Here is a 1,008-nt window from a genome sequence, read left to right on the forward strand (position 1 = left end):
CGATGGTGCCGCTGGGAAGGCCCGCGGCGCCGTGGCGCGACGTGACCTGGTGACCCAGCATCGTGCCGACGGCCCGCTCGGTGTTGGCGATGGGCAGCTCGACCACGACCGGCTCTCCGTTGAGGAGGGCGGGCTTCGCGATGTCGATGAGCTGCACGTCGAAGTGCTTCTCGAGCTCGTGATCCTGGGTGCGGCGGCTGCGACGCGGCTCGCTCGCGGGGAACGCGGGGCCCTCGAGCACAGGGCTCAGGTCGAGACCCTCCGCCTTCCAGTGCTGCAGGGCCGCGTTCGCCTCGATGAGCTCTGCACGCCCCACGATCTCGTCGATCGAGCGGAACCCGAGCTCCGCCAGGATCTCGCGGACCTCCTCGGCGATGAACTCCATGAAGTTCACCACGAACTCCGGCTTGCCCGTGAAGCGCTCGCGCAGCACCGGGTTCTGCGTCGCGACGCCCACCGGGCAGGTGTCGAGGTGGCAGACCCGCATCATGATGCACCCGCTCACGACCAGCGGGGCGGTGGCGAAACCGAACTCCTCGGCGCCGAGCAGGGCGCCGATGATGACATCGCGTCCGGTCTTCAGCTGGCCGTCGACCTGCACCACCACGCGGTCGCGCATGCCGTTCAGCATGAGCGTCTGCTGCGTCTCGGCGAGGCCGAGTTCCCAGGGCGTTCCCGCGTGCTTGAGGGAGTTCATCGGGCTCGCGCCCGTGCCGCCGTCATGGCCGGACACCAGGATGACGTCGCTGAGCGCCTTCGCGACACCCGCGGACACTGCGCCGATACCCGACTGGCTGACCAGCTTCGTGTGGATCCGCGCCTCGGGGTTGGCCCGCTTCAGGTCGAAGATGAGCTGCTTCAGATCTTCGATCGAGTAGATGTCGTGATGCGGCGGCGGCGAGATGAGGCCGACGCCGGGCGTGCCGCCGCGTGTGCGCGCGACCCAGGGGTAGACCTTCTGCGGAGGCAGCTGACCGCCCTCGCCGGGCTTGGCGCCCTGGGCGAGCT

1 protein-coding gene is annotated in these 1,008 nt (G+C 69.4%); it reads right to left on the reverse strand.

Annotated features, from left to right (window positions below):
• On the reverse strand, positions 1-1,008 hold a 1,008-nt coding region (locus AC04L7_RS19550; protein ID WP_475513827.1), incomplete at both ends, for a glutamate synthase-related protein.

The sequence above is a fragment of the Pseudoxanthomonas sp. LjRoot204_2 genome, from assembly GCF_056175765.1.